Origin of the sequence: Halopseudomonas sp. (genome assembly GCF_047631575.1) — a bacterium.
Taxonomy (GTDB): Bacteria; Pseudomonadota; Gammaproteobacteria; order Pseudomonadales; family Pseudomonadaceae; genus Halopseudomonas.
Genome location: NZ_JBLIAB010000001.1, coordinates 544,910 through 563,501, shown reverse-complemented (window position 1 = coordinate 563,501; position 18,592 = coordinate 544,910). Strand labels below are relative to the sequence as shown.

Annotated in this window: 11 protein-coding genes and 1 pseudogene; 3 read left to right on the top strand and 9 right to left on the bottom strand. The window is 57.0% G+C overall.

Going from position 1 to position 18,592, the window contains the following annotated elements:
* Positions 1-38 precede the first annotated feature (38 nt).
* On the top strand, positions 39-1,055 hold the full coding sequence (locus tag ACJAXR_RS02640; RefSeq protein ID WP_415056689.1) for an ABC transporter permease: 1,017 nt from the start codon (positions 39-41) through the stop codon (positions 1,053-1,055).
* A 67-nt stretch (positions 1,056-1,122) separates the two neighbouring features.
* Entirely contained in the window at positions 1,123-1,953 is an 831-nt protein-coding gene (locus tag ACJAXR_RS02635) for an ABC transporter ATP-binding protein (protein WP_415056965.1), read from the top strand.
* A gap of 5 nt (positions 1,954-1,958) precedes the next feature.
* On the opposite strand, the gene ACJAXR_RS02630 is transcribed toward ACJAXR_RS02635, so the two are convergent.
* On the bottom strand, positions 1,959-5,834 hold the full coding sequence (locus ACJAXR_RS02630; RefSeq protein WP_415056688.1) for a DUF1631 family protein: 3,876 nt from the start codon (positions 5,832-5,834) through the stop codon (positions 1,959-1,961).
* Positions 5,835-6,256: 422 nt separating this feature from the next.
* On the opposite strand from ACJAXR_RS02630, the pseudogene pelG reads away from it, so the two are divergent.
* Positions 6,257-6,391, top strand: a pseudogene (gene pelG, locus ACJAXR_RS02625) (exopolysaccharide Pel transporter PelG); the annotation flags it as partial.
* A 132-nt stretch (positions 6,392-6,523) separates the two neighbouring features.
* Here the strand turns inward: pelG and urtE are convergent.
* From urtE to atzF, 8 genes are all read right to left on the bottom strand, one after another.
* The gene (urtE, locus tag ACJAXR_RS02620) at positions 6,524-7,219 is read right to left on the bottom strand and encodes an urea ABC transporter ATP-binding subunit UrtE (RefSeq protein ID WP_415056687.1); all 696 of its coding nucleotides are present in this window, start codon (positions 7,217-7,219) and stop codon (positions 6,524-6,526) included.
* 3 nt (positions 7,220-7,222) lie between these two features.
* Positions 7,223-8,059: an urea ABC transporter ATP-binding protein UrtD gene (gene urtD, locus ACJAXR_RS02615; RefSeq protein ID WP_415056686.1), complete on the bottom strand. Its 837-nt coding sequence runs from the start codon at positions 8,057-8,059 to the stop codon at positions 7,223-7,225.
* Positions 8,059-9,153 carry an urea ABC transporter permease subunit UrtC gene (gene urtC / locus ACJAXR_RS02610; protein WP_415056685.1) on the bottom strand — a complete coding sequence of 365 codons (1,095 nt, stop codon included), beginning with the start codon at positions 9,151-9,153 and terminating at the stop codon, positions 8,059-8,061. The genes urtD and urtC overlap by 1 nt, the downstream gene beginning before the upstream one ends.
* Positions 9,154-9,206: 53 nt before the next feature.
* Positions 9,207-10,847, bottom strand: a complete 1,641-nt coding sequence (gene urtB / locus ACJAXR_RS02605; RefSeq protein ID WP_415056684.1) for an urea ABC transporter permease subunit UrtB — start codon at positions 10,845-10,847, stop codon at positions 9,207-9,209.
* Between the two features lie 98 nt (positions 10,848-10,945).
* The gene (gene urtA, locus ACJAXR_RS02600; protein ID WP_415056683.1) at positions 10,946-12,241 is read right to left on the bottom strand and encodes an urea ABC transporter substrate-binding protein; all 1,296 of its coding nucleotides are present in this window, start codon (positions 12,239-12,241) and stop codon (positions 10,946-10,948) included.
* A gap of 110 nt (positions 12,242-12,351) precedes the next feature.
* On the bottom strand, positions 12,352-13,128 hold the full coding sequence (locus ACJAXR_RS02595) for a GntR family transcriptional regulator (protein ID WP_415056682.1): 777 nt from the start codon (positions 13,126-13,128) through the stop codon (positions 12,352-12,354).
* Between the two features lie 6 nt (positions 13,129-13,134).
* Positions 13,135-16,770: an urea carboxylase gene (gene uca, locus ACJAXR_RS02590; RefSeq protein WP_415056681.1), complete on the bottom strand. Its 3,636-nt coding sequence runs from the start codon at positions 16,768-16,770 to the stop codon at positions 13,135-13,137.
* 22 nt (positions 16,771-16,792) lie between these two features.
* Complete coding sequence (gene atzF / locus ACJAXR_RS02585) at positions 16,793-18,574, bottom strand: allophanate hydrolase (protein ID WP_415056680.1); 1,782 nt, start codon at positions 18,572-18,574, stop codon at positions 16,793-16,795.
* Between the last annotated feature and the right edge of the window lie 18 nt (positions 18,575-18,592).

Below are 18,592 nucleotides of genomic sequence, written 5' to 3'. Positions count from 1 at the left end.
CCGGGCCTTTTAACGCAACCGAATAGGCAGATATTGTTATGAGCAGATTCATTCATTACATGGAAATGACTGGCTTTCACTGGCTGGTGCCGGTTGTTCGTCTGGTCAAGGGCGAGAACCGTAAGGAGCAGGCGTTGGATCTGTTTAATCAGATTGGGCTGCCATTGATTGCAATTGGTATTTTCCTGCTGCTTTGGGCTGGTGGGGCCTCCCAGGTTAAAACCAGTCTGGGCGAACTGCCCGGTCCGGTGCAGGTGTGGGAGCAGGCCGGCAATCTCTACGAAGATCATCTGCGAGAGCGGGCCCGGGGTGAAGCCTTCCTCGAGCGCCAGGAGGTACGCAACGCCGAAACGCTGGCGGCAGATCCGCAGGCGGAGGTTCGCTGGCGCGAGTACACAGGCAAGGCAACGTTTATTGATCAGATCTTTACCAGCCTGAAGACCGTGTTTGCAGGCTTTATTGTTGCCAGTCTGATCGCGATACCGATCGGCGTCGCCTGTGGTCTGAGTCAGAAGCTGTATCACGCAATCAGTCCGTTGGTGCAAATACTCAAGCCGGTGTCGCCCTTGGCCTGGTTGCCGATTGTGACCATGGTGGTGAGTGCTGTCTATGTCTCGGATGACCCCTTTTTCCAGAAGTCATTCATCACCTCGGCGATCACAGTAACGCTCTGCTCGCTATGGCCCACCCTGATCAACACGGCCGTCGCAGTGGGCTCGATTGATCGCGACTGGATCAACGTCGGCCGTGTTATCCGCCTGCCATTGTCCGCGCAGATATTTAAGATCGCTATTCCTGCGGCGCTGCCAATGATTTTTACCGGACTGCGTATTTCCTTGGGGATCGGCTGGATGGTGCTGATCGCAGCCGAGATGTTGGCGCAGAATCCGGGCTTGGGCAAGTTCATCTGGGACGAGTTCCAGAATGGCAGTTCGGACTCGCTGGGCCGCATCATGGTGGCGGTGCTGACAATCGGCTTCGTTGGCTTTCTGCTCGACTGGTTGATGGTGACCCTGCAGAAATGCCTTTCTCACGACAAGCAGGCCGGCCATTGATCGGCAATCGACACAATGAGGTGAACCCATGTCAGTAATGCAAATGATCAGGAAACAACCTATTCAGATGGATGCGCAGCATGCAGCGCCATTGGAGCGCAGCAACGCGGCCTTTCTCGAGCTGAGCGGGGTATCCATCGACTTCCCTACGCGCGGCAGCGTCTTCCGAGCGCTGGACAACGTCAATCTGAAAATAGCCAAGGGTGAGTTTGTCTCGGTGATAGGTCATTCGGGCTGTGGCAAGTCCACCGTGCTGAATATTGTCGCCGGGCTCAGTCAGGCAACGGAGGGCGGGGCAATCCTGCAGGGACGTGAGGTGAACGAGCCGGGCCCGGATCGTGCGGTGGTTTTCCAGAACCATGCCCTGCTGCCCTGGTTGACCTGTTACCAGAATATTGAGCTGGCGGTGAAGACCATTTTCAAAGGACGCAAGAATCGCAAAGAGATGCGTGAATGGATCGAACACAATCTGCGTCTGGTACATATGGATCATGCGATGCACAAATACCCGTCAGAAATTTCCGGTGGTATGAAGCAGCGTATCGGTATCGCTCGAGCGCTGGCCATGGAGCCTATTCTGCTGTTGATGGATGAGCCCTTCGGTGCCTTGGATGCATTGACACGAGCGCATCTGCAGGATTCAGTAATGGCAATTCAGGCCGAACTGAAGAACACCGTACTGATGGTGACCCACGATGTTGACGAGGCGGTGCTGCTATCGGACAAGATTGTGATGATGACCAATGGCCCTGCGGCGAGCATCGGTGAAGTGCTGGAAATTCAGCTCGAAAGGCCGCGTCATCGGCTGGATCTAGCCGGTGACGTACGCTACAACGGGTATCGTGCCGAGGTGCTGCGGTTTCTTTATGAACGCCAACGTCGGCCGGAAGAAGTCTGATCGCTTTACTCGGAAACGGGTTGCAGTAGGCGCGGGTCCTCAATGATCAGATGGTCGAGAAGTCCCGGTAGTCCGTGCACATGACCCTGAGCGTAATCCACGCCTATGGACTTAACCGTCTCCAGAATGTCCTTGGCAGACACGTATTCGGCAATCACTTTTTTCTTTAGGTAATGGCCCATTTCAGTGATTGAGCGCACGAGCGCAAAATCCACATCATTGCGGGTAATGTCGCGCACGAAGGCACCGTCGATTTTGATGAAGTCCACTGGCAAGCGCTTGAGGTAGGAATAAGACGACTGGCCCACACCAAAGTCATCCAGCGAGAACCGGCAGCCGATACTGCGCATTTCGTTGATGAAGTCGGCGGCGTCTTCTAGGTTGGCGACGGCGGTGGTTTCGGTGATCTCGAAGATCAACTTGTCGCGTGGCACTTGATAACGCACCAGAGCGTCGAAGATATAATCGAGGAAGGAATCATCATTCATCGAATGTCCGGACAGATTGATGGAAAATCCGCCGAAGTGTGGCATTTGGTCCTGGTGCTCCATCATCCAGCGCAGCACGGTTTCAATTACCCAGCGGTCTATCGAGCCCATTCTGTTGTAGTCCTCGGCAACCTTGATAAAAGCTGCCGGTGGCATATGCTCGCCCTGGTCATCAATTACTGTCAGCAAGACTTCGTAGTGGGGGAGGGTATAGTCCTGCAAATTCAGAGGTGCTATTTTTTGGCAACGTAATTTCAGATTGTTCTCATCCAGTGCGCGGTTGATGCGCGTGACCCAGATCATGACCTCGTCCAGCTCCTCCAGGCGCTCATCGCCGGGCAGTACTACCTGTATATCCTTGTATCCTGAGCGCTTTGACATTTCTACTGCGGTTTCCACCGAGCGCAACAAATCCATGACCCTTTGGTTTTCATGATCGAAGCCCAGCATTGCCATAGCGCTATTGATAACAAAGCTGTGCTCTTCATGAATGAACCGAGTGGTTTCAATAGCAGTTTTCAGATCTGAAGCAAGCCGATAGCCGGCCTTGTCGGCATCAATGGGGGCGAGAATAGCGAATTGATCAGGTCCTACTCGGCCAATCAGTGCCTCCTCATCGACGAAGCTACTGATGCGGCGCGCTAAATCACGCAGGAACCGGTCACCTGTTTCGTAACCGCAGGTGTTGTTGATTACCTTAAACTGTTGGATATCAAGAAAGATCAATGTGTGAACTGTCTCGTCCTGCTGCGCCCGAGCCACGCATTGGGCCAGGCAGCGTGAAAATTCTTTGCGCGTCAATAGGCCTGTCAATTGATCGTGGGATGAGTCGAAAGCCAGTTTGTCGTAAATCGTTTGCACCAGCGCATCCATACCCTGTTCGACTGCAGGCATGGCAGCATCGTGGAGCAGCTCCAGATTGCCGTTGCGTAGGGACTCGGCAACCTGCTCAAGTGCCAGACCGTTCGTCTTGGTGCCGTGAGGGTTGGCGAACATGAACTGGCTGGTGTCATCGGCTATCCAGACTAACTGGTAGAGCTGGGTTTGTTGGCCATCATGGGTCAATTCGAACCACTGGGACACTTTCAGGTTGCGGGCGCGCTTCAGCCACCGTATCAGTTCCTTATCAGTATTTACTTGAGAGGCTAGGCGCTCCTCGAGAACGTCAAAATTCAGTTCGGCTGAACTATAGGTCGCCATCGGTGTGATGTCTTGTACGCCTGTCTCCAGCAGTTGGGATAGCTGCTCAAGGAGCTCGGCGTGGGCATGACCGTTCTCGGGTACCTTGGATAGACCCTTATTCAGCAGTTTGAGCAAATAGACCACCGCAAGGGGCGGCTGTTCCGCCGAATTGGTTTGCGGAAGCAGCTGCCAAAGTAGATTGGATATCACTTTCAGAGCCATGTCCCATGAGCCGCTGTTGATGCCTTCACGCAGATAGCTCAAGCGCATCAGGTCCTTCCAGCCATGATTTACCAGGTCGATCAAAACGGTGGGTACGGGGCGGTCGAATAACTCAGTTAACTGGCGCTCAATCTGGCGATTAGCCTGAATCAACTTCTGTTGGCCGGCGCAGGTTTCGCGTATGCGACTCAGGTTGCGATCAATGAAGCGCTGTTCGCGGTTAACTAGCGTCTCCAGGCTTTCAAGGCTTTGACTGAACGCTAGCGTATCGTCATCGCTTTCGAGAATATGTCGGACGCTGTCGCGGATTGTGCCCTTGTTAGCTTCCAGGTTTATACTGCCCTGGTCGGACAACAATGCTAAAAAATTAACGGCCTGACGCGCCGGATGAAAATCACCGCTGAACAGTTCCGGATCCTTAAGCATGACCTTGAGAAGCGGCACCTGCAGTTTACGTAGTTCCTCCTTTAGGTCCTCGGCCACTCGCTCGTTCTGCACAATGCTCTCGAACAGCGTCTCGATCATTTCTACCGAATCGTGCTCAAACTCGCTTAGGTCGATTCGAGCGCTGCCAGGAGACTGCATAAGTTGATTTTTCAGTGCGCCTGGCCCGTTGAAGCTGACCTCGCCCTGAAGTACGCGCGCTTTCATACTGTCAAGTGCTGTCAATGCCGCGTGTGAAGGTTGCGGGATGCGGTTAGCTGTTATCTGGCCTGCGGATGCTACTTCAGCAACGGCTGGGTTCAGCTGCCGTTGCAAACTCATCAGTTGGCTCGCAGCGCCATAAGCCTGACCCACGACCGGAGCAGAGTAGAAAGCAGATGGCTGCTGCTCCGTGACGGGTTCCTCGGCGCGCAGCGGCGCTGCAGGCCGGGTATCGGGATCATCAGCAATGGGCTCAGGCTCGATTTTTGCCACAGTAGGCCGTCGTTGTGGCTGCTTTTGCTGAGTCTGGGATGCCAGGTAGTGGCTGACATCCAGATCGGGGAGTATGTCCGCTTTCACGAACAGCTCGTTGAGTTCCTGATAGGCGGTTTCCAAGTGTTCAAGGATACTCGTCTGCAATACCTTGAAAACGACCTCCACGACCTTATTTTTAAGTCCTAGATGGCGTATTACTTCGAAGAAAGTATTACACAGAGCTGCCGGCGAATAAGGATTAAAGACGCGGGTAGTGCCGCGATTCCCAAATGCAGCATCAACACGCAGTTGCAGCTCGATAAGAGTATCGCGCATCTGCAGTTCGGTGCGTGACACGGCTACCCGCACCACCAGCCAGTCCTCAAAATCGTGCTTGTCGACCAATGATAAAGTAGGTTTTTTGTCTTCGTTCTGCTCGGTTATTTGTTCCGGAACAGACCGTCCCAGAGCTATATCCAGTGCCGTTTCAGCTATGCGGTTAACCGTGGCTCCAAGCACCCGCTGACGTTGTTTGCGAAATAGTGCAATTGCATCAAAGAAAGGTTGTTGCAAAGTCTGGTTTTTTTGCCGGTCGGCTTCGACCAGTAAGGCTGTTTCCAGTTCGCCGAAATAAGGAGTGAAGTGATCTTCCAGAAACAGCTTGAAAGCCAGATTGGTGGTCTTAGCCAAGTTTTCTCTGCGTTCGGGGCTAAGTTGCTGTTGTCCTGCCAGCAGCTTTCTCGGCAGGGGTGCGGAGTCTGGTCGACTGCCCTGGGTTGCTTGCTGCAGCGCGGCATAATATTCCGCACTGGGCACCGCAAGACGCAAACCGGCTCCCTGCTCTGTAAAGCGCACTATGTTCACATCCATGGTAATACTGCGGTCCGGCAGGTCCAGACTTAGGCTGGCAGGTCTTGGCTGGTCACCCCCGACGGTGCGTTTGAGTTTGGCAAGCATCAGGTCGTCCAGATTGACAAGCATCCCAGCCTGACTGAAGTCCCGAATAATGCAGCGAAAGTTATCGCTTTGGCTCAAGCTCAAAACAGCATTAAATTCCGAGTCCTTTCGGGGCCACCTTCTCTTTTCCATGAAAACACCCTATGGCAAGACTATAAGTTGTCAGAGACACTTTAAATGTGAACGGAGCAAATGTCGCTTGTCGGAATGTAACTAGGCGCCGTCTCGCATGCTGAGTAAACACTTTGGCGCAGTGAGTCAGGTTAGGCTACCTGGAAGACACTAAAGAAAGCACTTTCTCGTCAAAGTAGGCCTGTTCTGTTGCACATTGTTTATTATTGGTAAACGCTACTAGAGTAGTTTATTTTTTGGCGAATTGCTTGATTTTTAAGAATAATGCTATTATTTTGGCGTAATAGCATTTTGCTACTTAAGCATTTTTTGGCATGTTAAAAATTTTCTGGCAATCAACCTGAAATCAATTGATACCTAATCAATAATTCAGCTATTAAGCAAGGGACTCGAATGGTCGGACGTCGTATTTGCTACGCAGCAGCTCGTATCTGGGGCCAAGTTTCTATGGTTATGGATTCACCGTCTCGCTGGCCTGCTGTGTACTGCTTGGCATGATGCGGCTGAACAAGGCGCTCGATGATCTGGAATACAATACGTTCATGCTGAGCCGCTAGGCTTTGGAGCACCGCCTCGCGCTCGCAACTGGGTGAGTGGGGCGGTCACTTAAAGTCAAAATGGGTCCCCGCAAACGCGTCGATCCATCTTCAGGGTTTAGCGCACAAAGCCCATATCCTTCATGCCCGATCTCATACTGTCAGGTACTGCTGCACGAGCTCATCACTGAGCTCAGCAATGGGTCCGTCAGCCATCACCCGCCCTCGCTCCATTATGAAAAAATCATGGGCAGTGCGGCGGGCAAAGGGCAATTTCTGTTCCACCAGAAGCACGGTCAGCCCCATTTCGGTGTTCAGCTTGCGGATCACCTCGCCGATATCGCGCACGATATTGGGTTGGATGCCCTCGGTGGGTTCGTCGAGGATCAGCAGTTTGGGGTCCAGCACCAGAGCTCGACCGATTGCTAGCTGCTGCTGCTGGCCACCGGACAGGTCACCTCCGCGGCGGTGTTTCATTTCCTTGAGCACCGGAAACAACTGGTAGATATGTTCGGGTATCTGTCGCGCGCGGTCCGCCCTGGCACCTAGAGAGATTTTCAGATTTTCTTCCACAGTCAGTAGTGGAAAGATTTCGCGACCCTGAGGGACATAGCCAATACCGGCACGGGCGCGATTTTCTGTCGACATACGCGTGATGTCTTGCCCGTTGAATTGGATGTGTCCGTCGCGTATGGGTAGCAGGCCGGTAATGCATTTGAGCAGCGTGGTCTTGCCCACGCCATTGCGGCCCAGTAGACAGCCGCAGGTGCCCTCACGCAGTTCGAGATCGAGGTCCCAGAGAATGTGGCTTTGGTTGTACAGCTGATTGACCGATTGAATGCGCAGCACGTATTACTCTCCCAGGTAGACTTCGATGACGCGTGGATCGTTCTGTACCTGATCCATACTGCCCTCGGCCAGTACTGAACCCTGGTGCAGTACCGTGACCTTGCGTGCAATGGAGCGAACGAACGCCATGTCATGCTCCACTACGATCACCGAGTGCCGGCCGGCCAGCGACGTCAGCAGCTCGGCGGTCTTTTCCACTTCTTCTCCAGTCATGCCTGCTACGGGCTCATCGACCAGTAGCACCCGTGGGTTCTGGACTAATAGCATGCCGATCTCCAGCCACTGCTTCTGACCGTGGGACAGGGCGCCGGCCTCCTGCTGATAATGTTCGGTCAAACCGATCTGGCGCAGCACCTCGTCAATGCGGTCGCGCTGTTCACCATTCAGGTCATTGCGCAGCGTGTACCACACGTCTTTATTGGACGCGGTGGCGAGTTCCAGGTTTTCGAATACGGACAAGGCCTCGAATACCGTAGGTTTTTGAAACTTGCGGCCGATCCCACCGCGGGCGATCTGGTGCTCGGAGCGCTTGAGCAGATCGATGCGCTGGCCAAACCAGATGCTGCCAGCATCGGGTTTGGTCTTGCCGGTGATCACATCCATCATCGTGGTCTTGCCAGCGCCGTTCGGGCCAATGATGCAGCGCAGTTCGCCATCGTCGATATACATATTCAGGTTATTCAGTGCCTTGAAGCCGTCGAAGCTGACGCTGACGTTTTCGACATACAGGATCGGGCCGTGCTTGGTATCTACCACAGTATCGAAAGCGGGAGGCGGCTGAACGAAATCAAACACCTGGTCCCGACGCCAGATCTCGCGCAGTTGTTCGGTACTTTTCATTATTTATCCCCCTTGCCCAGCATCCGCGCGGCCAGACCTACCAGTCCCTTGGGCATGAAGAGGGTGACCAGCACGAACAGACTGCCGAGTATGAACAGCCAGGTTTCCGGCGAAAATGTGGTGAAAAAGGTCTTCGCATAGTTCACTGTAAAGGCGCCGACCAGCGCACCAAACAGGGTGCCGCGACCCCCCGTGGCCACCCACACGACCATCTCGATCGAGTTGAGCGGTGAAAACTCGCCAGGATTGATAATGCCGACCTGGGGCACATAAAGCGCACCCGCAACGGCCGCCAGCATCGCCGAGAAAACGAACAGCCAGAGCTTGTAGGACTCAACTTTGTAGCCGGAAAAGCGCGTGCGGCTTTCCGCATCACGAATCGATACGATCACCCGGCCCATGCGTGACGTGACGATATAACGGCAAGCCAGATAGCCGAATATCAACGCCAGCGCCGACGCCACCATCAATCCAGCGCGGGTAGACTTGGCACTCAGGCTGAAACCCAGGATCTCCTTGAAATCATTCAGACCATTGTTACCGCCAAAGCCCATCTCGTTGCGAAAGAACGCGAGCATCAAGGCATAGGTGAGGGCCTGGGTGATGATGGCAAAATACACCCCGGTGACCCGCGAGCGGAAGGCCAGCCAACCGAACACCAGTGCCAGCAAGCCGGGCACCAGCAAGACCATGAGCATGGCAAACCAGAACATGTCGAAGCCCTGCCAATACCAGGGCAACGATTCCCAGTTCAGCACCACCATAAAGTCCATCAACTCGGGGTGGCCGTAAACGCCTCGATCCCCGATCTGGCGCATGAGATACATACCCATGCCGTAGCCGCCCAGGGTAAAAAAAGCGCCGTGACCCAAGGACAAAATACCCGCATAGCCCCAGATTAGATCGACTGACAGCGCCAATAGCGCGAAACAGAGAAATTTACCGAGCAAACCGACGGTAAAGTTGGATACGTAGAACGGTGATTCCGGCGGCAGAGCCAGGTTTAGCACCGGCACGGAGATCGCTAACAGCGCGACCAGACCCAGCACCCACATGCCGCCTCGGTCGCTGAGTAAAAGGCGTTGTATCAGCATACTTCCCTCTCAATAATCATTGGCTTGAGCAGCACTGCACACGCTTGGGCGTGTCAGTCTGCTGCAGCGCGTCCTTTCTGTGGGAAGAGTCCCTTGGGCCGTTTCTGGATGAACAGAATCAGCATGATCAGCACCATCACCTTGGCGAGCATCGCGCCGGCATAGGGCTCAAGGAAGTTATTGATCAGGCCCAGACTCATGGCGCTGACTAGCGTGCCCCAGAGATTGCCTACACCGCCAAAGACCACAACCATGAAGGAATCGATGATGTAGGCCTGTCCCAGATTAGGTCCCACGTTGGTGATCTGCGACAACGCGACACCGGCAATGCCCGCCACGCCGGAGCCCAGGCCAAAGGTCAACGCATCCACCCAGCTGGAACGAACGCCCACCGCACGCGCCATGGCGCGGTTCTGGGATACCGCGCGGACCTTGAGACCCAGGGTGGTGCGTTTCATCACCAGCAGCAGGGCGAAGAACACCATCAAGCCAAAGATCAGGATGTACAGCCGTGTATAGGTAATGGACAGCACCGGGTTGATGACCAGCGTACCGCTGATCCAGTCCGGCGAACTGACTGAGCGGTTCAGTGGGCTGAACAGTGTGCGCACCGCCTGCTGCAGCACCAGACTCAGGCCAAAGGTGGCCAACAGGGTTTCCAACGGACGGCCGTAGAGAAAGCGGATCACGCCGCGCTCGATCAGAATGCCGACCAGGCCAGTGATCACAAAGGCAGCCGGAATCGCGATCAACAGGCTCCACTCGATTAGGCTGGGAAACAGTACCTGGACACCCCAGGTGGTATAGGCGCCGAGCATGATCAGCTCGCCATGGGCCATGTTGATCACGCCCATTACGCCAAAGGTGATTGCCAGGCCGATGGCTGCCAGCAGCAGCACCGAACCCAGGCTGAGACCGAAGAACAGGTTCTCAACGAACCGGTAGAAACTGATACGGCCCTCGATAGAGGCGAGTGCCTTTTGCGCCTCGGCGCGCAATTGTGAATCGGGGTCGTCGGCCGCGATAGTCGCCAGTTCGTTTCGCGCCTGGCGCTCCAGTGAGCCACTGAGGCTTTGTACCGCGTCCAGGCGTATTGCTGCATCGTCGCTCTGTAACTGGAACAGCGCGCGGGCAGTATCGATGGCTTCGAGTACCAATGCGGAGGTCTCGATATCCTCGCGGCTGCGCAGCAACTCAACACTCCCCTGATCAATACCGTCATAAATCAGTCGACGCACCGCTTCATAGCGCACCTGGGCGTTGGGGTTGTTGAGGCTTAGCTGGGCAATCAAGCCGCGCAGTTGAGTGCGCAGCGCATTATGCACCGGCACCCGGCGCAGGCCATCGGTGGAGGCCAGTGTGTCGCCGGTCAGCGCGTCGGTGGCCAGATCACCGTTGCGGATGGCAACGGTGGGGGGATCATTGCGGTCGGCCTGCAGATCACCTGCGGCGAGCGCGGTAAAAATAGCGGGCAGCCTTTCATCGTCGTAGGCGGCCAGTTGGGTAACGGTCTTGATGCGGCTGGGCAGGTTGCCTTGCACGAGTTGGTGTACCAGTCCTTCGAATTCGCTTGTACCTGTCTCGTCGGTTTGCGCATACAGACCGGCACTGAAGCACAGGCTGCAGATCAGCGAAAGCCAGGCGCCCAGAGCACGCAGCATGTGCCAGGATATGGCGCGGCAGGGTGTATTCATCGGGGTCTTCTCACTTGTGTGGTCGTGACAGGTCTGGCGCCGTGCCGGACCTGTGGCCGAAGACGACCCCGGAATCGGGGCCGCTTGCCTGTTGCCGATTACTCGACAGTGACACCCACGCAGGACTTGGTCTCGGTGTTGTAGTTGCCGCAATTGATTGGAGCCGTCCAGTCACCTATCAGGTTCTTACTGCTTTCCAGATAGTCGGACCAGGCGTCGCCGGGTACCAGATCATCGGTCTGCGAAACGGTCAGGAACTGGCCGTCGTCCTGAATCTCGCCGATGAGTACAGGCTTGGTGATGTGGTGGTTGGGCAACATGGTGCTGGTGCCACCGGTCAGGTTCGGGACTTCTACGCCAACCATGGCTTCGATTACCTTGTCGACGTCGGTGGTGCCGGCTTTTTCAACGGCCTTGACCCACATGTTGAAGCCGATGTAATGCGCTTCCATCGGATCGTTGGTGACGCGCTTGGTATCGCCGGTGAAGGCGTGCCAGGTTTTAATGAAGGCTTCGTTTTCGGGCGTGTCTTCGCTCATGAAGTAGTTCCAGGCGGCCATATGGCCAACCAGGGGCGCAGTATCGATGCCCGAGAGCTCTTCTTCACCGACCGAAAAGGCGATAACCGGAATGTCTTCTGCGGAGATTTTCTGGTTACCCAGCTCGCGGTAGAAAGGTACGTTGGCGTCGCCATTAATAGTCGATACCACGGCGGTCTTCTTGCCGGTGCTGCCAAAGCGCTTGATCTCGGACACGATGTTTTGCCAGTCGGAGTGGCCAAAGGGCGTGTAGTTGATCAGGATATCTTCTTCAGCGACGCCATTGGCCTTCAGGTAGGCTTCGAGGATGCGGTTGGTGGTGCGCGGGTAGACGTAATCGGTTCCTGCCAGTACCCAACGCTCAACGCCGATATTATCCTTCAGGTAGTCCACTGCCGGGATGGCCTGCTGGTTGGGCGCTGCGCCTGTGTAGAACACATTGCGCGAGGATTCCTCGCCTTCATATTGCACCGGATAGAAGAGAATGCCGTTGAGTTCTTCAATAACCGGCAGTACTGATTTGCGAGATACCGAGGTCCAGCAGCCAAAGATAGAAGCCACTTCGTGCTGCTCAAGCAACTCGCGGGTGCGCTCGGCGAACAGGGGCCAGTCGGATGCGGGGTCGACAACAACCGCCTCAAGCTGCTTGCCAAGCAGACCGCCTTTTTTGTTCTGCTCTTCGATTAGCATCAGCATAGTGTCTTTCAGCGTGGTCTCCGAAATGGCCATGGTGCCGGACAGCGAATGCAGTACACCGACCTTGATGGTTTCGGCTTGAATAGCCATTGCGCTGAGCGCCATGCTGCACGCGACGCCGAGCGTCCCGGCCTGTTTGACAATTTTTCTGATTTTCATGGGTCTTTCTCCGTGTGATTACATATCCAACTGTGTGAAATCAAGCTTGCAAACAATGGGTGCATCGCTGCGTGGCTGTGGCCGGTCGGCATGACGCTGGCCCTTCTGTATCAGCCTGACGCCGGGGTCGGCGGTTGGCTGTTGTTCTGGTTTTGGCGTGCTTCAAAAATCGTGTGCAGGGTGATTTTGCGTACCTCTGCCTTACTCTCCTCGATATGCGTCTTGAGCATTAACTGGGCTTCTTCAGCGCGGCGCTGAATAATGCTGCGCAAGATTCGGCCGTGTTCCAGATAGGTGGCTTCGATGCGCGGCTGCTTGGTGAAATCAATGCGCCGGACAATGCGCAACCGTTCGGTCACGTCATGATGAATGCGGGCCATCTCGGCATTGCCCGTGGCCTCAACCAGCTGTTCGTGAAAGCGCTCGTCCAGGGCGCAGACGGTGGGGCCGTCCTCCAGACGATCAGCTGGATCTACCAGCCAAACGGCCTTGAGTGTGTCCAGATTTGGTGGCTGCTCCATTTCGCACAGCTTCTTGATCGCAGCCATCTCCAGCACGATGCGCACGTCATACAGCTGCTCGTATTGTTCGAAATCAAATGGGCGCACCTGCCATCCGCTGCGAAAGGACACTTCGACAAACCCCTCCCGCTGCAGACGCGTCAGCGCTTCGCGGACCGGCGTGCGACTGGCTGCCACCAGATCGGCGATCTCGCTTTCGGTAAAGCGGTCGCCGGGCAGCAGCTGGAAGTCGAAGATGCTCTGTTTGAGCTGCAGGTAAATGCGCTCGGTGAGATTCTGCCGACGTTCAGGAAGTCTGGCGTTACCCTCGCCCGAACGGTTCAGCTTCAGCACGCCGGTGTCTCTCGCTGCATTCTTGTCGTTCATGTCTGCCTATTCCTCTAGGACCAGCAGCAGATCGCCGGCGTTGACCTGCTTGCCCGGCGCACAATGCACAGAGCTGATCCGGCCCGCGCGCTCGGCATTCACGGCGAACTCCATCTTCATTGCCTCGACAATCAGCAACGGCTGGTCGGCCTCGACTGTCTGCCCCGGCTCAACCAGTAGCTTCCAGATATTGCCGCTGATATCGGCAGTGACTGCCAAGCCGTCGACTTCTATCGGTTGCTCGCTGGTCTTGGCTTGTAGCGCTGCATCGACGTTGGCTTCCTCGTCGGCTTGCCAGAGCGCCACCTCTTCGGTAAACGCGCTCTGCTGGCGACGTTTGAAGGCGCTGATGCTCTCGGCGTTGTCCTGAAGAAACTGCTCATGCTCGCCCAGATCGAAGTAACTTTCCTCGATACGAATAGTCAGCCGGCCTTCGCGGAAGGCCTCGCGCTGCTCGGTGAGCTCCTCTTCGGTCACTTCGTAATAGCGCACCTGATCAAAGAATTTCAGCAGCCAGGGTTCGTTATTGATGAACACAGGGCTTTTCAGGAATGTATTCCAGATCGGCAGAGTGCGACCGACCAGTTGATAGCCTCCGGGTGAGTCCATGCCGTAGACGCACATGTACACGCCACCAATACCCACGGTGCCCTCAGCGGTATAGGTACGTGCCGGGTTATATTTGGACGTCAGCAGACGGTGGCGCGGGTCGACGGGGACCGCGCAGGGCGCACCCAGATACACATCGCCCAGGCCCAGGACCATGTAGCTGGCACTGAACAGAACGTTGCGGACCGCATTTATGCTATCCAGGCCGTTGATACGGCGCATGAACTCGGTATTACTAGGCAACCACGGCGCCGTATCACGGACTGACTGGCGGTAGCGTGCAATGGCATCCAGGGTGGCCGAGTCTTCAAAGGCCATCGGCAGGTGCAGCACCCGGCTGGGTACGCGCGGACTGGCGGCATCAGGTAGGCCGTGCTCGATCGCTAGTAGCCCGGTGACCAGATCTTGCTGGTGGAGTATGCGGCTGTCGTAATTCACCTGCAGAGAGCGCACGCCCGGAGACAGCTCGATGATGCCCTCAATCGGGTTGACCTTGAGCGCTTCCATCAGGGCATGCACGCGTAGACGCAGGCGCAGGTCGAGCACGTTGTCGCCATATTCCAGCAGAATGTATTTATCGCCGGCCTGTCGATAAGTCACCAAGGGTCGGCTACCTGCTTGCGGTAGTGACGCCAGGATGCAGGCCGACAGGCCATGATCCGGCTCAGGAATGGCCAGGGGAGCTGGGGGGGTGACCACGCTCAGGCTCTCGATTGCTTGATCCTGTGTATGCTCCATCCCCAGCGCTGTTTCGAAACCCAGGCGCTTGAAGCGGATGCGATCCCCCGGCTTAACCTGGCCTACCTTCCACAATTCGGACTTGATAATGGTCACTGGGCAGACAAAGCCACCCAGGCTCGGCCCGTCCCGGGTGAGAATAACCGGCATGTCACCGGTGAAATTGATCGAGCCGACAGCGTATTCGGTGTCGTGGATGTTCGAGGGATGCAGTCCGGCTTCGCCGCCATCGCTGCGCGTCCAGGTTGGCTTTGGGCCGTTGAGGCGGATGCCCAGACGGTTTGAATTGTAGTGCACCTCCCAGGCGGTATCGAAGAACATTGTTATGGCATCTTCGGTGAAAAAATCCGGCGCTCCATGGGGGCCATAGAGTACGCCCACTTCCCACTCTCGCGGGCCTGTATCGCCGCGGGCATACTCGGGGATCATGCCGATAGGTGCCGGGGCCGGCTCATGGCAGGGCGCTGGTGTGGTGCACGCGGTTAAGGCCGGATTGCTGACCGACAGCATGTCGGTAGCGCGCAAGATGCGGCCAGCATGACCGCCGAACTGGCCGAGTACAAAGGTGGAGCGGCTGCCCAGGTAGACCGGCACGTCGATGCCATTGCGAACCGCCAGATAGGTGCGACACCCATTATGTGCCTTGCCTACTGCTAGAACCTGCCCGGCTTTGACAGTGATCGGCGTCCAGAAGGGTACCTCGTCGCCGTCGAGTGTGGCGTTTGACTGGGCACCGGTCAGCGCGATGATGCTGTCGGTGTGAAAGCGCAGAGTAGGGCCAATCAGCGTGCACTCCAGGCCCGCCGCACTCTCGTGATTGCCAACGATGCGATTGGCCAGGCGAAAGCCGTAGTCGTCCATTGGACCCGACGGCGGCACGCCAACGCTCCAGTAGCCGGCACGGCCTGGGTAGTCCTGCACACTGGTATAGGTGCCGGGCTTGATCACCTCAATCACTGGAGCCTTAAATTCAAAGCTGGCCAGACGGTTTGTAGCCACATCGCCCTTGGCGAAGAAGTCGGTCGCAATGATCTGACGCAGGTAGTCCAGGTTACTGGCGATACCGGCGACCGAGGTACTGTCCAGGGCCGCACGCATCTTGGCAATGGCATCGGCGCGGTCACGGCCGTGCACGATGATCTTGGCGATCATGGGGTCGTAATAAGCCGAGACTTCGGTGCCGGTGGCCACCCAGGTGTCGATGCGGGCGTCCTCCGGAAAGCTGACATGGGTCAGCACGCCCGGGGAGGGCTGAAAGTCGCGTACCGGATCTTCGGCATACAGGCGTACTTCGATGGCTGCGCCTTGGGGGTTGATTTCGATATCCAGTGCCGGCGGCTGGCCAGCTGCGGTCAGAATCATCCATTCGACCAGGTCGATGCCGGTACAGGCCTCGGTAATCGGATGCTCCACCTGCAGGCGGGTATTCACTTCGAGAAAGTAGAAGACATCGCGGTGGGCGTCGTAGATGTATTCCACCGTGCCTGCAGAGCGGTAGTTGACCGCCTTGCCCAGCTCTACCGATGCGGCCATCAGCTTCTCACGCGTGGCAGCGGGCAGGTCGGGCGCGGGGGTTTCCTCGACGACTTTTTGATTGCGTCGCTGCAGCGAACAGTCGCGCTCGCCCAGGGCCAGAACGTTGCCCAGGCCGTCACCAAAAATCTGAACTTCGACATGCCGGGCGTTATCGACAAAGCGCTCGAGAAACACACCGCTGTCACTGAAGAAGTTCTGACCCAGACGTTTGACAGTGTCGAACGCCTCGACCAGTCCTGCTTCATCGTCGCAGCGGGTCAAGCCTATTCCGCCTCCGCCGGCAGTGCTTTTCAGCATCACCGGGTAGCCCAGCTGTGCGGCGCAGGTGATGGCTTCATCCAATGACGCCAGCAACCCGGTACCGGGCGTGAGGGGTACCCCGGCACGCTCGGCAATTTCTCGGGACGTATGCTTGAGCCCGAACTGACGAATCTGGTCCGGCGTCGGTCCGCAGAAGGCAATACCGCAGGCTTCGCACTGCTCGGCAAACTGAGCGTTCTCGGATAGAAAGCCGTAACCGGGGATGATGGCCTGTGCACCGCACTCCTTGGCTGCAGCCAGAATCCGGTCGGCCTGAAGATAGCTTTCAGTGGCGCTATTGCCGCCCAGACAGATTGCCTGATCACAGGCGTGCACATGGGCACTGTTACGGTCGGCGTTAGAGTACACAGCAACCGAGCGGATGCCCATGATCTTCAGGGTGCGGGCGATGCGAACAGCGATCTCCCCGCGGTTGGCTATTAATACAGTGGTCAGCATGTGACAAATCCCTTTGATATATTCAGCGTGAGGCGATGAAAGCGCGCCAGCCGCCCAGGTGCGTTATATCGGTAGCGCCATCCACGGCAGCGCCTTCGCAGATGAAACCCTTGACCTCGCGGCCATCCTTCAGTGTCAGCGTGCCGATACCCAGGGGCGCTGGCACCAGAGCAACAAAACTGCCGAACCGATCGATTGGCACATCCCACAGTTCCACTGCGATGCTGGCCCCCTCGCTGGCGCGGATCAGACCCGGTTTTGGCGGGGTCGTATTCGGCAGCGCGTATAAGCGGTAGTTGCCGGCGGTAAAGGTGCACTCGACAAAGCGCGCGTGGCGTTCGATCAGCTGGGTGTTCAGAGGCATGCCGCTAAGGTGAGCACCGACCACCGCGAGTCGTACATGCCCGGCGGGTGCCTGTGTGGATGGCGCCGCAACGGGCAACGTGCGACCAGTAGCACCAGCCCTCCAGGGCGCGAAGGCTTCCCAGCGGCGACCAAACTCCGCCAGCGCGGCGTCCTGCCAGGCGGCACCGATCACCGTGATACCAAACGGCAAGCCGTCACCGCGCAGCCCGGCTGGGAGTGCCAGTGCCGAGCAGTCTGCGAGATTGACGAAGTTGGTCCAGGTGCCGAGCTGGCTGTTGACGCCGACCGGATCGGCTTCTACCTGCTCAAGCATGGGCAGGCGAGGCGTGGTCGGTACCAACAGGGCATCCACCGAGCTCATCAGCGTTTGAATGGTGCGGGCAAGATCGGCACGACGGTACTCGGCAAGATAGGTATCGGTGGCACTGAAGTTCTGCGCCTGGGCCAGTATGCCGCGCACAACCGGATTCATCTTGTCGCCATGGGCATCCATGAATCCGGCCACTGCGGCGTAGCGCTCGGCAACCCAGGGTCCGCCGTAGAGTAGCTCGGCCAGTTGTTGCATCGGGCTGAAGTCCAGCTCAACCAGTTCGGCGCCCATCTCCCGTAGCTGCTCCAGGCTGGCCAGCCAGGCCGCTTCATACAGCGTGTCACCAAACCACTGTGGCGCCGCCGGAATGCCCAGGCGCGGCGCTGCCGGGAGCATAACGGTTGAGGGGGGCGGGGTGCGTGAATAACCGTCGGAAGAGTCAAAACCCTCTAGAACGGCGGCCACCTGCTGGGCGTCATCGACGTTTAACGCAAAGATCGAAACACAATCCAGACTGCGGCAGGCCGGCACCACACCGGTGGTGCTGAAGCGGCCGCGGGTAGGCTTGAGCCCGACCAGATTATTGAAGGCGGCGGGCACGCGGCCGGAGCCGGCCGTGTCGGTGCCCAGGCTGAACGGCACCAGTCCGCGGGCGACGCTGACCGCCGACCCTGAGCTGGAACCGCCGGAGATATAGCGGTCATCAAAGCTGTTGGACACCGGGCCGTAGGGCGAGCGGGTGCCAACCAGGCCGGTGGCAAACTGATCTAGGTTGGTTTTGGCCAGCACCACGGCGCCAGCTGCACGCAATCGGCCGACGCAGGTAGAATCCTGAGTGGCGGTGAAGGCATAGGCCGGGCAGGCAGCGGTGGTTGGCAAGCCGGCAACGTCGATGTTGTCCTTGACCACAAAGGGAATGCCATACAAAGGCAGAGTGGCAGCATCGCTCAGTGCTTCAAGGGCGTCCAGTTGCGCGCTCAACTCGCTTGCTGACAGCACATGGATGAATGCGGTGTCTTCTGTATCAAGCTGCACATGCAGCTTTTCTATTGCCGCACGGGGAGTCAGCTCGCCGCTCAGGTAGGCCGCATGCCACTCTTTGATTGTCCATCCGGATTGCTGGGCCATCGGGCCTCCTGCTTATTG

What these genes read in the sequence shown, in the direction of transcription:
- ACJAXR_RS02640 (WP_415056689.1), top strand. Translation starts at nt 39, where the DNA reads ATGAGCAGATTCATTCATTACATGGAAATGACTGGCTTTCACTGGCTG.
- uca (WP_415056681.1), bottom strand. Translation starts at nt 16,770, where the DNA reads ATGCTGACCACTGTATTAATAGCCAACCGCGGGGAGATCGCTGTTCGC.
- urtB (WP_415056684.1), bottom strand. Translation starts at nt 10,847, where the DNA reads ATGAATACACCCTGCCGCGCCATATCCTGGCACATGCTGCGTGCTCTG.
- ACJAXR_RS02630 (WP_415056688.1), bottom strand. Translation starts at nt 5,834, where the DNA reads ATGGAAAAGAGAAGGTGGCCCCGAAAGGACTCGGAATTTAATGCTGTT.
- urtD (WP_415056686.1), bottom strand. Translation starts at nt 8,059, where the DNA reads ATGAAAAGTACCGAACAACTGCGCGAGATCTGGCGTCGGGACCAGGTG.
- urtA (WP_415056683.1), bottom strand. Translation starts at nt 12,241, where the DNA reads ATGAAAATCAGAAAAATTGTCAAACAGGCCGGGACGCTCGGCGTCGCG.
- urtC (WP_415056685.1), bottom strand. Translation starts at nt 9,153, where the DNA reads ATGCTGATACAACGCCTTTTACTCAGCGACCGAGGCGGCATGTGGGTG.
- ACJAXR_RS02595 (WP_415056682.1), bottom strand. Translation starts at nt 13,128, where the DNA reads ATGAACGACAAGAATGCAGCGAGAGACACCGGCGTGCTGAAGCTGAAC.
- ACJAXR_RS02635 (WP_415056965.1), top strand. Translation starts at nt 1,123, where the DNA reads ATGGATGCGCAGCATGCAGCGCCATTGGAGCGCAGCAACGCGGCCTTT.
- atzF (WP_415056680.1), bottom strand. Translation starts at nt 18,574, where the DNA reads ATGGCCCAGCAATCCGGATGGACAATCAAAGAGTGGCATGCGGCCTAC.